Raw genomic sequence first — 15,798 nt, 5'->3', positions numbered from 1 at the left:
CTCTCCTTACTTGGCAGCCATGCGCAGTGCGCCGTCGAGGCGGATAACCTCGCCGTTGAGCATGCTGTTCTCGATGATGTGGCGGGCCAGCGCGGCATATTCCTGCGGGCGCCCCAGGCGCGGTGGGAAAGGCACGCCGGCGGCCAGCGAGGCGCGTACTTCCTCGGTCATGCCGGCCATCATCGGCGTTTCGAAGATGCCCGGGGCAATGGTCATCACACGGATGCCGAAGCGCGCCAGTTCGCGGGCGGTCGGCAGGGTCAGGCTGGCGATGGCGCCCTTGGAAGCAGCGTAGGCCGCCTGGCCGATCTGGCCGTCATAGGCGGCGATGGAGGCGGTGTTGATGATCACCCCGCGCTCCCCCCCCTCATCGGCAGCCCCTTCGGCCATGGCCGCGGCGGCCAGGCGCAGCAGGTTGAAGCTGCCGATCAGGTTGACGTTGATGACCTTGGCAAAGCTGGCAAGGCCATGCGGGCCCTGTTTGCCCAGCACTTTCTCGGCACCGACGATGCCGGCGCAGTTGACCAGCCCGTGCAGGCTGCCAAAGGCGCTGACGGCCGCATCGACCGCCGCCTGGGCGGCCTGCTCGTCGCTGATGTCGGCTACCGCGAAACGGGCGTTTTCGCCCAGCTCGCGAGCCTTGGCTTCAACGGCCTGGGCATTGAGGTCGACCAGCATGACCTTGGCGCCGGCCTCGACCAGCATCTGCGCGGTGGCAGCGCCCAGCCCGGAGGCGGCGCCGCTGACGATGAAGTGTTTGTTGGCTATCTGCATGATCGGTTCCTTTCAGGCGCTGGCAGGGGTGGCCTGTTGCGCTTGTTGTTTGGCGACTTCCTGGTTGCGCAGGATGAAGCGTTGCAGCTTGCCGCTCGGGGTCTTGGGCAGCTCGCTGACGAATTCGATTTCCCTTGGGTAGGCATGGGCGTACAGGCGCTGGCGCACGTGCTGGCGCAAAGCCTCTTCAAGCTCGGCGCTGCCCTGGTAACCGCTGGCCAATACCACGAAGGCCTTGATCAGTTCGGTGCGCTCCGGGTCCGGTTTGCCGATCACCGCCGCTTCGATCACCGCTGGGTGCTCGATCAGTGCACTCTCGACGTCGAACGGGCCGACCCGGTAGCCGGAGGTGGTGATCACATCGTCGCTGCGGCCGACGAAGCTGATGCTGCCGTCCTGGTTCAGTTCGACGGTGTCGCCACTGAGGTAGTACTTGCCGACGAAGGCTTTGGTCGGCAGGCCGTGGTAGCCCGCGAACCAGCACAGCGGCGACTGCTCGCGGTCGACCGCGAGGATGCCCGGCTGCCCGGCGGGCAGTTCGTTGCCCTGCTCGTCCAGCACCACGATGCGGTGGCCGGGGATGGCGAAGCCGGCCGAGCCGAGGTGTACCGGGTGCTGCAGGCCATGGTGGTTGCACAGCACCATGCCCAGTTCGGTCTGCCCGTAGTGGTCGTGGATGGTCACGCCCAGTTCGTCGGCGAACCAGCGGATCACTTCCGGGTTGAGCGGTTCACCGGCACTGCTGACCACCCGCAGGCGGCCCTTGATCGGTGCCGAGAAGTCATCCCCGGCGGCAATCAGCAGGCGGTACGCGGTGGGCGAGCCGGCCAGGTTGGTGATGCCCAGCTTGTCGATCACCCGTGCGCAGCTTTCAACACTGAACGGGCCATCGTAGAAGGTGGTGGCATGGCCCAGCGACAGCGGGCCAGTGACCGCATAATACAGGCCATAGGCCCAGCCCGGGTCGGCCAGGTTCCAGAAGTTGTCCTCGGGGCGCAGGTCGATGGCATCGCGCATGTAGCCCTGGAACGCGACGATGGCACGCAGCGGCACTTCCAGCGGTTTAGCCGGGCCGGTGGTGCCGGAGGTGAACATCAGCAGGAACGGGTCGTTGCCCGAGCGCATGACCGGCTCGCATTTGTCTGCGGCTTTGTCCAGGCACTGCTGGAAGTCCAGCTCGCCATTGCGGGCATTGACGGTGATGATGGTCGGGCAGGCGTGCACATCGTCCAGCTTGGCGCGGTTGTGGCTGTCGGTGACGACCACGCGGGCGTGGGACTGCTCCAGGCGATGTTCGATGGCCTTGGGGCCGAACGCGGTGAACAGTGGCTGGTACACCGCGCCGAGACGCCAGGTGGCGAGGATGGTGACCAGCAGCTCGGGGGTACGCGGCATCAGGCCGGCGACCCGGTCACCCGCACCCACGCCTTGCGCTTCGAGCACATTGGCGAAACGGGCCGCCAGTGCCTGCAACTGGTCGAAGCTCAAGCGCACGCTGTTGCCCTCGCGGTCTTCCCAGACCAGTGCGGTCTTGCCCTCACCGGCATGGCGGTCGCAACATTCGACACAGGCATTGAGGGCTTCGAGGTTGCCATGCAGCGCCGCCGCAGCAGCCTGGCCATGGTCGAACGCACGAGCGGCCTCGGTGTAATCGCGCATCGTCGGACTCCTGGTTTCTTGTTTTTGGAGTTGAACCATCGGTCCGACGATGTTCGCGCCGCGCTGGCGTCGCGGCAATGGCCTAAGTTGTCAAACTGGATGACCGGTTTGGCCGGTGGCCATCAGCCCGGTGCGCGCTCCAGGCTGATCACGTAGTGCTCGGTCAGTTGCAGTTGCAACGCCAGCCGATCGGCCTGCAGCTGCGCATCCAGAGCCTGTTCCTGGTTCAGATACTGTGCTTCACCCAGTTCATCGCGCCTTACCGCAAGTGCTGCCCGCTGCTCCGCAGCGAGTTGCTCAAGGTCATTGAACGGCTGGGCGAAGTGCTGTTGCAAAAAACGCTGCCAGAATGCGCGCGTGCACAGGTTTGCGACTACATCAACGAGAACGTTCGCCCTTTCCACGGCCGCCTCTGCCGCCTGCAGCCGATGCTCGCTCAACCCTACAGCTGCCGCCCTGAGGCGCATTCTGGCGGGCTGGAAGGGCAACCTGAGCCTGGTGCGCAAGCGTACCCTGTAACGCATTGCCAACGTCGCCAGTACCGCGGGCTCGGCGAAGCCTTCAAGGTTTTGCCGCTCGGCCTCGACATACTCCTCAAGGCGGTCCAGGCGTTGCAAGGCGCGCCCCAATGCCAGCAACCTCGGGCCACGGGATTGGGCGCTATCGCCTGCCGCGTCGCGCTCGGCATGCAGACGCAGCAGTCGGCTGAACAGGTCGATGGCACCGTTGTCATCCATCACCACATTGTCGGCCGCCAGTTGCGCCTGGCGAGCGAACTCGACGTCTGTCTCCAGCATCGACAGGCATTGCCAGCCCATGCGCAGCAGATAAGCCTTGGGCCAGCTGAAGTCCGCCAAGCCTTGCAAAAGCTCCAGCAGATCGAACAGGCGGGTGTTTTCGTCCCGGGTGCTCAGCCGGTCCCAAAGCTCGCCGCGCCCATGGCTGGCGGAGTCGGAACCGACCCACCAGGCTCGGCCGATCTCTTCCTGCGGTTCCTCCAGCAGCGGCTCCAAGGCATAGAGCTTGCCGTAATCGGCCATGCTCAGGCGGTTGCCATCGACCAGGATGCGCTGGCGAAACTCCAGCGGCATGGCCAGCACGCCGTCAGGCACACCCCGCAGGAAATTGTCACGCAGGTCGGCTCGTTGCAGGAAGCCACACAGCTCGAGCCCTCTGGGCCACTCGCTGAGCCCGCAGCGGCGCAAATTCAGCTCGATCAGATGAGGCAGGTGATGGAAGCGCATTTCGTACACCCCCAGCGGGCTGTTGTAGCTCAGGTCGAGGTGGCTGAGCAGCGGCAACCCGTTCAGTGCTTCGATGGCATGGGCATCCAGGCGAATGCGGTTATGCCCCAGGCGCAACCGGCGCAGGTTGGTCAGGTAGCCAAGCCCGCGCGGGCAGCGCAACAGCTGGTTGTGGCTCAGGTCCAGCTCCTGCAGGTAGGTGAATGCCCGCAGAAACTCCTCGTTCACCACCCCGATGGACGTCTCGCTCAGTACCAGGGTGGTGACGTGATAGAAATCGATAGGCGCGGGCATGACCGGCAACGAATCCGTTGGCAGATCATTCAGGACCAGGCGCAGCCCCTGGCGCCTGCCGTCACGGTCGACCACCACATCGTCACCAAGCGCCTGCCAGGCACGCCGTAATCGGTCGGCGAACAGCTGGCGTCGCGCCCGCAAAGTGTCACTCAGCGCAGCCGACACCCAACCATTGAGCGCGCGGTCCAACTGCTCAAAATCGTCCTGCAGCGCCAGGAGCGCATCGGCGACCGACACATTCTGCAGCAGCCAGCGGTCAACTTGCGTTTCCAGCGAATCGCCCAGCCCCGGGAAGAACTGCCTCAGGCCGGCCCGCAGCTGCTCCCTGGGTGTGGTGGGCGGTGATGCGCGCCCACTGAGCAGGTAGCCGACACGGCCATCGGCGAGGCGCTGCCCGGGGTTGAACCAGCGCTCTGTCGGTGCCCAGCCCAGCATGCGGGCGATTTCCTCATGGGTGCCCAGGTGCGCCATGAGCTTCTCGCGCAGGCGCTCGGCATTGGCGTTCTCGGCCAGGCCCAGACGGCCCAGCAGGCTGCGCGATTCGAGCGCGGCCAGCACGGCCTGGAAGATGCACGAGGAAGCAGGCGGCTGCATCGCGAGTTTTCGGCCCTGCCCGTCATACAAGGCAAAGACCCCTTGCTCACGCACCAGCACCCGCTGCTCGGCCGCATCGCCAACCGAACCGATGCGTTTCAACGCCACGGCATCCGCAGCAGCATTGCTCAACGCCAGGCTGAACGCATCAATGGCCTCGACATTCAGCAATGCCAGCACCAACATGCCCGTTTCGTCGCTATATGCACTCGGCAGATAAAACCCTGCCAGCGCCCTGCTCACCTTCGCCTGCGAGCACAACGACCTGGCCTGGGTGGCCAGGCTTTGCGGCAACTTTCCACCACTGACGAACAGCTGGCGAGCCTCGTGACTTGCTCGGTCAGCCAGATCGCGCGCATAGGGCTCAGGCAGCCCCAGCGCCATCAGCGGCTTGAGCAAAGGCTCCGCCGATTCGGGCAGGCGTGTCAGCCGTGCGAACAGCAGGTCGCTCGACCTTGGCCGGTCCGCCAGCACTGCGGCACGCCCTTTTACGCCGCCCGGTCGGGACTCGCACCAGGCCAGCAGCTGCAAGTCCTCATCGGAGACAATGTCGCGTTCCAGGTTGCGGAAGAACGTGTCGATCCGGGCATCGGCATCGAATGCCCTGAGGGTTTCCCGCAAGGTGGCAGGCGTTCGCCGGTTTTCCACCAGCAGGCCGCGCAGTTCGTCCTCATCGATGCCGGCCATGCGCAAGATCCGCTGCGCCTGCTGGTTATCGAAAGGTTGATCGCGCGGCCAAAGGGTATCGAGCATTTTCGCAGGGTCGCGCCAACACTGCGGCTCATCATGCATCAAGCGCCAGCTGCGTTCGCCATTGTGCAGCACGACCGGTCCGTACGCCTCTTCGCGACCGGGGTGGCGCAGACGCCAGGGGCCATCGGGGTCAGGCCGATGAACTTCGTAGAAGACCCCGTCGGCCTTCATCCAGCGGCGCTCGCCATCGGCATAGGCCCCGTCCGCACCCAAGGTGATCGTTTCAGGGGTCGAGGCAAAGGCTGCCAGATCTCGGGACCACAAACGCCCCGCCCCATTGGCGAGCCTTACCGGCTCCAGCGCCGCGACAAACGCGCTGCGCACGAAGGTGACGCCCACCACAGTCGCGGCGGTGCCCGCCAGTATCTCGGCAACCCCCAGCATATGCTCCAGCGCCTCGTGCTGATGGCCTCGCAACCAGTCCTGCGTGCCCTCGAAAACCTCCGAGAGGGTCTGGGCCACCAGTTGCCCGAGCAGCAAGCCGCCCACCACCGGAATAAACAGCCCAGCGAGGTTGAGCACATCGAGACCGGCGGCCTTCCACGCCTCATGCCGCTCACGCGATGCGGCTTCATCGGCATCGGCAGTTGCCACCAGCAACAGGCGGCCATCCTGCTTCACCCGGTTGGTCTGCTGTGCAGCCAGCGCCTGGAAAATGTCATGTTGCGGCACGCTGCCATCGAGCTCCAGGTCCGGCTTGTCATCCTTCAGGCGGGCCTGCAGCTTGTGCATGAACCCGGCACGCTGATCCAGGCCGATCAACTGGCTGAACGCCTGGCGATAGGGTTCATGGCGCAGCTCGGCCACCAGCGCGCGGTTGATCGAGGCATGGCTGTCGAAGTGTCGCAACGCCTGTACCGGGTCGCTGGGCAGGTAGAGCACGCCGCCCTGCGTTTGCCCATGCGTGTCGCGAAGTTGAATCCACACACCATCCGCCACTGGGCAACCGAGGGCTTCGAGCAGGCCCGGGTGGCCCGTGAGGCTGGCGGATCGCCGATCCGCGGGTTTATCCACCAGGGCTTGCAATGCCTCCTTGACCGGCTCGGTGATCTCGCCTTTCAGCGCGGCAACCTCCACGGCCAGACGCAGCCCGGAGCGCTTGTCTTCACACAAGATGCGCTGTGCCGCGGCATCGAATGTGCGGTCCAGCTCCTGCTGGTACAGGCGCCCGGCATCGAGCTTGCGGCACGCCTCGACCAGTTCATCGGTGCCTCGCGAAAGTACCCGTTCCTGCCCCGGCGCGACCAACCCGGTTCCCAGGTAGAAATCGTTGCTGGCGGCAAAGTTGCGCATCAGGCGGAGCAAGCCGTTTTCACGCCGTTGCCCGTAAGTGGGAAATTGCGGCTCTGCGCCGGGCGTGGACGAGAAACGATGGGAAACCTCCAGCCACTCCAACTGCCAGAACGCTACGTCGCCCGGCAGCGGCTCGCGCAACAAACTGGCGAATTGCCGTTCGGCGAACTGCTGCGGTGACGGCAGCGCCAGGGTGATCCCGCGCAACCGGGCCTGGGTGGCATGATGGGCTTCCAGGCTTTCGCGCAAGGTGCGTATCTGGCTTTGCGTGGCCTGTTTGAGCCAGGCAGGCAACCGGTCACCGATGAAACCGTCGTGCAAGTGGCTGGAAGACGCTGATGCGGGCTGTGGTGCGTGTGGTTCGCGGGTCATGGCAGGTCCCTGGATGGCTGTCGAAAGCCACGCATGGTGTGCAACCTGCCAGCGCTTGCGCAGAGGGAACCCCTGCGGTAGAAGCAGGGCGGCACACTGCGTGCCGCCCGTGAAGCGCCGTCACTTTGCCTCTGGCACCATGAACGCTTCGTGCGTAAGGCGCTGGGCAAGTCTGGCCAGGGCCTGCTCGCGTTCATCGCGCAGGGCGTCGCCCAGTTTCCGGTACTCGTCACTGGTCAAGGCCTCCCTTTGCTCGTACAGAGTTTCCATCCGCAGGGAGAATTGCGCTTCCAGGGTTTCGAAGTCGTCCGGATGCTCTGCTCGCAGTACCGGCAACCAGAAATCACGCTCGCTGATGAACACGATCCGTTGCTCACCCGCCTCCACCTCCAGCACTTCCTTGAAGGCCTCCTCCAGTTGCAGCGGCGACACGTTGGCCAGCCTGCCAAACTGCATATGACGAGGTTGGCCCAACAGGTCCAGGCGCTGGGCCAAGCCGCTGAGGTAGGCAAGATTGACCTCCACCTCCTCTTCATCATGATTTCCCCGGCTCCAGCGTCCATCCTGGTAGCGGGCGTCCATTTCGCGCCGGGCGATTTTCTCTACCCAGTGCACGCGAAACAGCCGCTTGGCCAACTGCAGGCGTGCCGAGCGGGTCGAGATCGGGTCACCGCCGCGGGTGGCCTGCTCGACATGCATGCGCACCTCGAGGCGGCTGAACACGATGGCAACGCTGTCCACACAGGTGATGGGCTCCGCTGCCAGGTCAAACAGCGCCATGCGCGTGGCGGTATCGGCATGGGCGACATCCAGCATTGCCCATACCCTGAATCCGAGTTCGGCCGGCGCCTTGCTGAATTCGGCCGTGCTCGTCAGTTGTCTAAGCAGCTCGAAGAAAGCCAGGCTGCCGGGCTCGGCATTCAGCGCATCCCATTTTCCTTGCTGCTCCTGCCGCGCTGCTGGGGCCAAGGTCTGCAACCATTGTTCCCGGGCCGGGGCGTTCCGTTGCGGGCGGGGCGTGTCCAGCAGGCGTTCGACGGAATAAAGGCGATCGAGATCCTGCACTGACAGCGCATTGCCCTCCAGGTGCATGGCACGGCGCAACTGCAACGGGGCCTGAAACAAGGCTGCCGGCAACTCGGCTATCTGGTTGTTGCGAAGGTCGGCGAAGACCAACAGGCCACACCACTCCAGGCCCCGGGGCAGCGCCGTCATCTGCACCCGGTTCAAACGCAGGATCCGCAGGCTGGGCAACCGCTCGAACTGTAGCCTGATGTCGCCGAGCGGGTTGTCACTCAGGTCCAGCGAACGCAAGAGCGCCAGGCCGGTCAGCACATTGGCCTGCGGCTCCGAGACACGAATACGGTTGCGCGGCATCAGCAACTGGCGCAAGGCGGTCAACCGCTCCAGCCCCGCAGGTAGCGCGCGCAAGGCGTTGTCGCTCATGTCCAGGCACAGCAGATTGGGGAAGCAGGCGAGGAACCCCGACGGGATGGCATCCAGACCGAGCGCCGACAGGGTCAATTCCGAAACGTGCGAGAAGTCCGTCCCGACCGGCAACGCGGGCAGGCTGCCCACCGGTACGGCGACGATGCTCAGGCTGAGCATTGCATCGTTGCCGATAGCCCCGGCGGCGCGGTCGCTGCGCATCTGCCAGGCACGCCGCATCGAATCTGCGACGCGTCGGCGTGCACGGCTGGCGCTGCCCGCTACCTCTTCAACCCAGGCCAGCAAGCTGTCATCCAGGCGGCGGTATTCCTGCTCGACGCGCAGCAGGTTCTCGAACAGCCCCCCGCGCATGTCCAACAGGCTCTGGACATAGCGATCGACGCCGGCATCCCCGATACCGGGATACAACGCGCGCACCCGCTGCCGCACCACGCGCTCCGGCGAGCCGATGCACGACTGGCAGCCGCCTAATGGATAGCCCGCTCGGCCATCGGCCAAACGCTGCATGGGCGATGCCATGGGCCTTGCCTCCCGCCAACCGAGCAGGCGCAGCAGGGCCTGCCGGTCACCGGGTAGCCAGGCCTGCATCTGCTCGCGGATTCTGGTCGGCGCATCGGCGCCATTCCAACCCTGTCGCACCCGGTATTCCACGGGCAGGCAAGCGGCCAGCACCTCGAACAGCCCCTCGGGGGCGGCGACCTCGCGCTCATCCGGCAAGCCTCTGTCGTTGTAGAGCTGGAAGCGCCCCTCCCGCCTGACCAGCACCACGGCCTGCTCAAGGTCGGTCTCGGCGAACAGCCGCTCCATCGCTGCCCCGGCATACGGGTCACGGCGCAATACCAGATTGAACCCGGCAGCGCCGGGGCCATGCCGACGCAGCAGGGCAAAGACCAGCGCCACCACTTCCGGCCGATAACTGCCCTGCAGGTACAACGCTTCGCGCATGCGGGTCAGGCGCGCCAGCTGCAGGGCCACCCGCGCCTGTTCAGCCAACGCCAGCGGCAGGCGAGACTCTGCCTGCATGCGCAGGCGCACAGCCTCGGTGGCCTGCTCGAGCACATCGAGGGCATAGGCGTCTGGCAGCGTCGGGAAGTCGCGCTGGATCAAGCCCAGCAGCGGGTCGTCGGCCAGATAAAGCCTGGAGAAATGCTCGAGCATCGCCTCACGCAACTCGCTTGCCGCGTCACGGATCGACAGCACCTGTTCTTCGACGGTTTCACCCTGCAGTTGCAACCGTTCGATGCACCATTGCCACAGCTCGGTAGCGGTATCAGCCTCCCCCGCTTCCAGCCGGCTGAAAAAGGCCTGCGCGCGTGCGTCCACGGCAAAGCGCTGCAAGGTATCGCGCAGCTGCACCGGCAACCCGCGCCGTTCCACCAGCAGGCCACGCAAGTAGGCCTCGTCGACATCCGCGACCTTCAGCACCTGTTCCACCCGCACGGCGTCCATCGCGGTCGCCGCCGGCCAAAGCCGCCCGAGCAACAGTGCGGCGCCCTGCCATTCCAGTGGCCGCTCGTAAGCCAGCCGCCAGCCACGCGCAGAGCAACGTTCCAGCACCGGCCCGAACGCCGTGTCACCTTCGGCATGCAGCAAGCGCCAAGCGCCATTGGCGGTTTGCCTTACCCGATACAAGGCACCATTCGACCGCCACCAATGGCGCTCACCCTCGGCGAGCAAACCGTTGTCGAGCTCCGTCAGCTGAACGGGTGGAGTAGTGTCCTGGTAAGGCGCCAGCTCATTGCGCCACAGCCGTTGCCGGCCATCTTCGGTGATGACCGGCTCCAGGGTTTCGACGAATGCGCTGCGGGCCAGGTGGGCACCGACAACCACCGCACCGGTGGTTGCCACGCTGAAGGCCACCTGAAGCATATGCATCAAGGCCTCATGCTGATGGCCCAACTGCCAGTCGCGCACGCCCTCGAAAGTTTCGGTCAACAGTTGCCTGGCCAGGTCCGCCACCAGCAAAGCCCCGATGACCGGCACGAACAAGCCCGCCAGGTTGAGCAAGACCAGGCCAGCGCCTTTGAGCTCGTCCAGGCGCTGCTCCGCAGCCGCGTCATCGGCCTGGGCGGTGGGCACCGCAAGGAAACGTGCATCGGCTTTGATTCGCTGCATGTGCCAGGCGGCCATCGACGCAAAACCGTCCCCCGCTTCCAACACCCTGCGAGGTTCCAGGTCAGGTTGTGCATCCTGCAAGCGGGTGGCCAAAGCCTGCTCGCAAGTGGCGCGATCATTCAAGGCAATGCGCCGCACAAATGCCTGTCGATAGGCCTGGTTGCCCATCGCCGTGGCCAGGACGCGGTTCGCCTCATCCCAGTTGGTGAACGCGCGCAGGGGTTGCGCCTGATCGTCAGGGGTATACAGGATCACTCTTTTCAAGCGCCCAGGCACCCCGAAGGGAAACGTGGACTGGTGGCGGGGCTGCTCGATCAACTCAACGGCCAGCGCGCCATCCACCCGGCAGCCAAGGACCTGCAGTGCACCGATCTCCAGCTGCACCGGCCCCTTGATCACGGCGGGTTCAACCTTGCACGCGATACGCAGCACCAGCAGGTCTTCCGGATCCAGCTGCTGCTTGATGGCCGCGATCTCGACCGCCACGGCCAGTTCCAGGCGCCGGTCGGTAGTCAGGGCTTTTTCAAAGTCAGGGGTCAATACCTGCGCCAGGTGCCGCTGGTAGGCGCTGCCGACATCCACCTGGCGGCACAGGCTGACAATCCGGTCGATGTCTTCGCTCACCACCTGCTCGTCCTGATGGGCTCCCGGAAGGGTCAAGGCGGTGCCGAGGAAGAAGGACTCGCTGGCCTTGAAGTTCTGCAACAGCTTTTGCAAGGCCGGCATGCGCACGAAGTACGGTTGATAATCAGGGATCAAGCCGGTTCTCACATCCAGCCGTGCGCGTGTTTCGCGCCACACCAGTTTGTCCAGGTCGACCTGCAGCTTCAGCTGGCTGTCCTGGCGCAAGGCAGGCTCGAACAGTTGCTTGGCAAAACGGTCCAGAGGCTGCAGGCGGTCGGCGAACCCTGCCATCTGCCGCTGGCTCGCCAGATAGGCGTTGAAACGCAATTGCAGCCTGGCAAGCTGCTTGGGCTTGGCCGCCTTCAGCCAGGCCGGCAAGCTTTGCGCGATGAAATCTTCGGCGGGGTGAAGCAACTTGGGGTGCAAGGCAGGTTGAGACATCGTCGATTTCCTGGTCAGTGATCGACTTGTCACGATGCTTGTCAGCGGCGCCAGCCGGCAGCGGGAAGGCGTGGTTCCCTAGCCGCCACTGCCGCGCTTGAGGATCAGCGCACGGTAATGCCCAGGGTTGCAGCCGAACCACTTGCGAAATGCCTTGTAGAACGAACTGCTGTCGGCAAAGCCCAGGCGCTCGGCGATTTCGCCCATGGCCGCGTCTTCCTGGCTCAGCCAGGCAATTGCAAGCTCACGACGCACGCTGTCCTTCAACCCTTGGTAGTTCTGCCCCTCTTCGGCCAACCGCCGGCGCAGGGTAGAAGGCGACAGGCACAACTGGCGCGCCAGGCTGTCGCCATCGGGCCACTGCCCCGGGTCCAGGCGCAGCAGGTCGGTGCGAATGCGCCGCCCGAGGCTGGCCGGGTCACGGTACTTGACCAGGATGTTGCCCGGCGCCTCGGCCAGAAAGCGCTGCAGTTCTTCTTCGCTGCGCCGCAGCGGCAGCTCGAGGCATTCGGCAGCGATGATCATGCGCGTGCGCGGGCGCTCGAACTGCAGGTTTTCCGAAAACATCACCCGGTAGTCATCGCAGAACGGCGGCTCGGCACAGCGCAGATCGATGGCCAGGATCGGGATACGCCGCCCGGCCAACCAGCAGGTCACACCGTGCACGATCATCCAGAAGGTGAAATAGGTGAAAGCGCGGCGCGGTGTGTCACGCGGTTCGTTGATGACGATTTCGGCCAGGCCTTGCTGGCGCACCAGGCTTGGCTGCAGGTCTTCAAGCATCAGTGACAGGAACGCCAGCGCGGTTTCCAGGCCGGCGCCCAGGGTTGGCTGGCCCATGCTGGCACGGCACATGAACGCCAGGCTGCCGCTGCGCAGGCCGCGCGGGTCCATGGCGAAGAACTCATCGTTGCAGCGCCGCGCCAGCAGACGCCAGAGCCGGGCATAGGACTCGGCACTGACCCGTGCCGCTGGCAGGTGCAGTTGTTCGACGGCGATACCCGCCCGGGCCAGCAAGCCGGTATCGGGCTCGCCGGCGGGGCAAGTCTGCAACAGCGCTTCGCGCACCAGCTGCATGGAAATGGTGTCTTTCTCGCTCATCGACGGTCCTGTCGGCTCAATGCCGGCCATCTTAGGCCGCCCCGTTGAAAACAGCCATCACAGCCCCGCCGCCAGGCCTAGGAACGCCTGGATCAGGCGCAGCTCACGGCGGCGCTCCAGGCAGCCGATCAGGTGCTGGTTGACCAGGCCGTCACCGGCCAGCGGGCGTGCCACTACCCGCGGGTCATTGGCGACTTCGGTGGACGACACCACGCCAATGCCCAGCTCCGAGGCCACCGCTTCGGTCACCGCCTCGCGGCTGTCCAGCTCCAGCAGCACCCGAGGTTGCACAGCAGCCTTGTTGCAGGCCTTGTCGAAGGTGCGCCGGGTGGTGGAGCTGGGTTCGCGCAACACCATGATCTGCTGGTGCAGCTCAGCCAGCGGCAAATCACCCTCGCCGCTGGCCCAGGCATGCCCCGCCGGCAGCAAGGCGCACAACCGCGACTCGCACAGGTTTTGCAAATGCAGGCCTTTGCGCGGTTCGATCTCGGTCAGCACGGCCACGTCGGCATGTTCGCTGAGCAATGCCGCCAAGGTTTCCTGGGCATTGCCCAGGCGCAGGTTGACGGTAATGCCCGGGTAGCGCTCGCGCAGCAGCGCCAGCATCGGCATGACCCGGTGCGGGCCATCGGCCGCCACCTCCAGGCGCCCGGTCAGCAGTTGCCGATTGGCCTCGAGCATGGCCTGCGCCTCTTCGGCCAGGCCGAACATGGCGCGGGTGATGGCCGCCAGGCGGGTGCCCTCTTCGGTCAACTCCACCCGCCGCGCGGTACGCCGCAGCAAGGTGATCTGGTAGTGCTCCTCCAGCGCCTTCACGTGCCCGGTCACCGCCGGCTGGCTGATGAACAGGCGTGCGGCGGCACGGGTAAAGCTGCCCTCACGGGCCACGGCATCGAAGGCACGCAACTGGAACAGGTTCATATTTATCGGCCTGAATTATAGCTCGGATAACAACAAACAATTTGATTGATGACAGCGCCAATTGCAACCTAGGCCCCGTAGTTTCAGCCCACCGCTTGTGAGGAATAACGGAATGAGCAACGCCCCGATTCTGCTGACCCCCGGTCCCCTGACCACATCAATCCGCACCCGCCAAGCCATGCTGGTGGACTGGGGCTCCTGGGACCGCGACTTCAACCAACTGACGGCCAGTGTCTGCGAGCAACTGCTGGCCATCATCGACGGCAGCGCCAGCCACCACTGCGTACCCCTGCAAGGCAGCGGCACCTTCGCCGTGGAAGCGGCCATCGGCACCCTGGTGCCGCGTGACGGCAAGGTCCTGGTGCTGATCAATGGCGCCTATGGCCAGCGCCTGGCGAAGATCTGCAAAGTGCTGGGCCGTGCTTACAGCACCTTCGAAACCGCCGAAGACCAGCCGACCACCGCCGCCGACGTCGACCGCCTGCTGGCCGCCGATCCGGCCATCACCCACGTCGCGCTGATCCACTGCGAAACCAGCACCGGCATCCTCAACCCGCTGCCCGAGATCGCCCAGGTGATCAAAGGCCACGGCAAGCGCCTGATCATCGACGCCATGAGCTCGTTCGGCGCACTGCCGATCGATGCCCGCGCCATCCCCTTCGAGGCGCTGATCGCCGCCTCCGGCAAATGCCTGGAAGGGGTACCTGGCATGGGCTTCGTGTTCGCCGAGAAAACCGCCCTGGCCGCTGCCGAAGGCAACGCCCACTCGCTGGCCATGGACCTGCACGACCAGCACACCTACATGGCCAAGACCGGCCAGTGGCGCTTCACCCCGCCGACCCACGTGGTCGCTGCCCTGCACGAAGCGCTGCAGCAATACAACGAGGAAGGTGGCCTGCCAGCGCGCCACCAGCGCTACGCCGACAACTGCAAGACCTTGCTCGACGGCATGGCCGCCATCGGCCTGCGCAGCTTCCTGCCTGCCGAGATCCAGGCGCCGATCATCGTCACCTTCCACGCACCGAACGATCCCCGCTACCAGTTCAAGGACTTCTACGAGCGGGTCAAGGCCAAGGGCTTCATCCTCTACCCGGGCAAGCTGACCCAGGTGGAAACCTTCCGTGTCGGCTGCATCGGCGTGGTCGGAGCGGATGGCATGCAGGCCGCCGTGAATGCCGTGGCCGAGGTGCTGCGGGAAATGGAAGTGCTGGACATCTGACCCTTTGCCCACCCAATTTCAGGAACAAGCGCACATGAACTACAGCAACCCTACCCAGCTGCAAGCCGCCATCCTTGACTGGGCCGGCACCGTGGTCGACTTCGGTTCCTTCGCCCCGACCCAGATCTTTGTCGAAGCCTTTGCCGAATTCGATGTGCAGGTGTCCATCGAAGAAGCCCGCGGCCCGATGGGTATGGGCAAGTGGGACCACATCCGCACCCTGTGCGATGTGCCGGAAATTGCCGAGCGCTACCGCAAGGTGTTCGGCCGTACCCCGACCGACGATGATGTCACCGCCATCTACAACCGCTTCATGCCACTGCAGATCGAGAAGATCGCCGTGCACTCGGCGCTGATCCCCGGCGCCCTGGACACTCTCACCGGGCTGCGCCGAGACGGTCTGAAGATCGGCTCTTGCTCGGGCTACCCGAAGGTGGTGATGGACAAGGTGGTGGAGCTGGCCGCGCAGAACGGCTACGTGGCCGACCATGTGGTGGCTACCGACGAAACCCCGAACGGCCGCCCATGGCCGGCCCAGGCCCTGGCCAACGTGATCGCGCTGGGTATCGACGATGTAGCGGCGTGCGTGAAGGTCGACGATACCGTGCCGGGCATTCTCGAGGGCCGCCGTGCTGGCATGTGGACCGTGGCCCTGGTGTGCTCGGGCAATGCCCTGGGGCTGACCTGGGAAGGCTACCGCGCGCTGAGCGCCGAGAAGCTGGAAAGCGAGCGCCAGCGCATCCACGCCCTGTTCGCCGGCTCCCGCCCGCACTACCTGATCGACACCATCAACGAACTGCCCGAAGTGATCGCCGACATCAACCGGCGCCTGGCCAAGGGTGAGATGCCGCAAACATCCTGACCCGGTCATGGGGGCCGCGTTGCGGCCCATCGCAGGCGAGCCAGCTCCCACAGGTCCAGCGACAATCTTGAGAACAACGC

Annotated in this window: 8 protein-coding genes; 2 read left to right on the top strand and 6 right to left on the bottom strand. The window is 65.1% G+C overall.

Going from position 1 to position 15,798, the window contains the following annotated elements; genetic code table 11:
• Positions 1-6: 6 nt before the first annotated feature.
• From QN085_RS08780 to QN085_RS08755, 6 genes are all read right to left on the bottom strand, one after another.
• The gene (locus QN085_RS08780) at positions 7-774 is read right to left on the bottom strand and encodes an SDR family NAD(P)-dependent oxidoreductase (RefSeq protein WP_013971831.1); all 768 of its coding nucleotides are present in this window, start codon (positions 772-774) and stop codon (positions 7-9) included.
• Between the two features lie 12 nt (positions 775-786).
• Positions 787-2,433: an acyl-CoA synthetase gene (locus QN085_RS08775; protein WP_013971830.1), complete on the bottom strand. Its 1,647-nt coding sequence runs from the start codon at positions 2,431-2,433 to the stop codon at positions 787-789.
• A 122-nt stretch (positions 2,434-2,555) separates the two neighbouring features.
• Positions 2,556-6,986, bottom strand: a complete 4,431-nt coding sequence (locus QN085_RS08770; RefSeq protein ID WP_013971829.1) for a dermonecrotic toxin domain-containing protein — start codon at positions 6,984-6,986, stop codon at positions 2,556-2,558.
• A 120-nt stretch (positions 6,987-7,106) separates the two neighbouring features.
• Positions 7,107-11,615, bottom strand: coding sequence for an NEL-type E3 ubiquitin ligase domain-containing protein (locus QN085_RS08765; protein WP_023662612.1), 4,509 nt, complete (start codon positions 11,613-11,615; stop codon positions 7,107-7,109).
• 78 nt (positions 11,616-11,693) lie between these two features.
• Positions 11,694-12,716: an AraC family transcriptional regulator gene (locus QN085_RS08760; RefSeq protein ID WP_024086600.1), complete on the bottom strand. Its 1,023-nt coding sequence runs from the start codon at positions 12,714-12,716 to the stop codon at positions 11,694-11,696.
• A gap of 57 nt (positions 12,717-12,773) precedes the next feature.
• Positions 12,774-13,637 carry a LysR substrate-binding domain-containing protein gene (locus QN085_RS08755; RefSeq protein WP_013971826.1) on the bottom strand — a complete coding sequence of 288 codons (864 nt, stop codon included), beginning with the start codon at positions 13,635-13,637 and terminating at the stop codon, positions 12,774-12,776.
• A gap of 112 nt (positions 13,638-13,749) precedes the next feature.
• On the opposite strand from QN085_RS08755, the gene QN085_RS08750 reads away from it, so the two are divergent.
• Together QN085_RS08750 and phnX are read left to right on the top strand one after the other, a co-directional pair.
• Positions 13,750-14,856 (top strand): 2-aminoethylphosphonate--pyruvate transaminase, encoded by a 1,107-nt coding sequence (locus tag QN085_RS08750; RefSeq protein WP_013971825.1) that lies wholly within the window; start codon positions 13,750-13,752, stop codon positions 14,854-14,856.
• A 34-nt stretch (positions 14,857-14,890) separates the two neighbouring features.
• Positions 14,891-15,718, top strand: coding sequence for a phosphonoacetaldehyde hydrolase (gene phnX / locus QN085_RS08745; protein ID WP_013971824.1), 828 nt, complete (start codon positions 14,891-14,893; stop codon positions 15,716-15,718).
• Positions 15,719-15,798: the final 80 nt, after the last annotated feature.

Source organism: Pseudomonas sp. M2(2023) (assembly GCF_030263955.1).
GTDB lineage: Bacteria > Pseudomonadota > Gammaproteobacteria > Pseudomonadales > Pseudomonadaceae > Aquipseudomonas > Aquipseudomonas asiatica.
This window is presented reverse-complemented; position numbering and strand designations above follow the sequence as displayed.